The following is a 1204-nucleotide window of genomic DNA, read 5'->3' as shown; positions in this document are numbered from 1 at the left end:
ACAAATTTCAAATCGAAGTGAAATCGCCAAGCGTTAGGAGTCACTCTTAAATTGTTTGTTATGTGCGTTTTTTTATGTTGATACGAGACCTTTCTAGATTAGACAATTGCAAGTTTTTTAGTTGTGCTTTTCGTATAGCCGTTTCATCAGGATATATTTCAAGCAGCCAATGACGAAAACCAAAAAAGCCAAGAAACAACCCTATAACTGAGAAAAGGGCGCAGCCGTAAGGTAAAAACCTACGGTCTTTCTTAATTATTTCAATTTTACGCTCTTCAATCGAAATACGAAATTCTTTGTCAGGCTCAGAAAGCTCAGTATTAGATGAAACTATCGAAATTTTCTCCAACGACTCAAAAACCGAGTCATTAAAACGATATGTTTGATACCCAAGAAAATAAAGGCTGGTGATAAATATCACTGAGCCAATTATAGCCATCAATTTGTAGGGATTATCTGTTGGAATACTCAGTGTAGAGTTCATAATGTTCCTTATTATCTCCTAGCACATAACGCCCAATTAAGTTGCAGACCAACGCAAACCTGAACCTAAAGCAACGCACCGATTTCACCCAAACTAATTGGAACTGAAAATGCCGCGCGTTGGCTGTCAGCTTAAATTGCTTGTTATATTTATTTTGCAGTCAAATAATCAACAACATTTGGATCTCGAAACATTGCTGCAACCGAGTTGGCTAAAGAAAAGCTACTCGCTTCATTTGTATCGATATCCTCTGCAAACGCTGGATATATGGCTTCATAACCAGAATTTGTTCTTAATTTAAGCAACGTGTCACAACCAACAGAAAAAGAGTTTGGTGGCAATTTACAAACAAGCTTCTCTATAGATAAATTTAACCCCTTCTTAGCGCTTGTACTAATTTTTGCGTTTCGCTTCACTAATTCCTGCTTAGTAAGTTCAATAACAGTATCAGTGAGCTCTTTCTTATTACTCGTAACAGTTAAGCCAGCTAATTCCACAATCACGATTTTGTCTTTATTTATTTGGATATTATTAACTGATAACTCATCGTTAACATTGAATTCAATAAATGTTTGCATCTCTGATATGTCAACGGTATGACGTAAGTCCATCGAACCGCAACCACTGATAAATATAGCGCTAGTTAAAAGCGCCAACTTAAACTTCATTTTCTATCCTTATACTGTGTTTTGACCTATAAATTGGTGTACCCCACAAAAA

At 36.1% G+C, this 1204-nt stretch carries 2 protein-coding genes; both read right to left on the bottom strand.

Annotation, left to right across the window (positions count from 1 at the left end):
* Positions 1–58: 58 nt before the first annotated feature.
* Positions 59–484 carry a hypothetical protein gene (locus tag FCV43_RS14730; RefSeq protein ID WP_136995630.1) on the bottom strand — a complete coding sequence of 142 codons (426 nt, stop codon included), beginning with the start codon at positions 482–484 and terminating at the stop codon, positions 59–61.
* Between the two features lie 149 nt (positions 485–633).
* Positions 634–1152: a hypothetical protein gene (locus FCV43_RS14725; protein ID WP_136995629.1), complete on the bottom strand. Its 519-nt coding sequence runs from the start codon at positions 1150–1152 to the stop codon at positions 634–636.
* Between the last annotated feature and the right edge of the window lie 52 nt (positions 1153–1204).

The organism is Vibrio genomosp. F6, from assembly GCF_005146325.1.
Lineage (GTDB): Bacteria > Pseudomonadota > Gammaproteobacteria > Enterobacterales > Vibrionaceae > Vibrio > Vibrio cortegadensis.
Note: the sequence above shows the minus strand (reverse complement) of the source record. Positions and strands in the feature narration are given on the sequence as shown.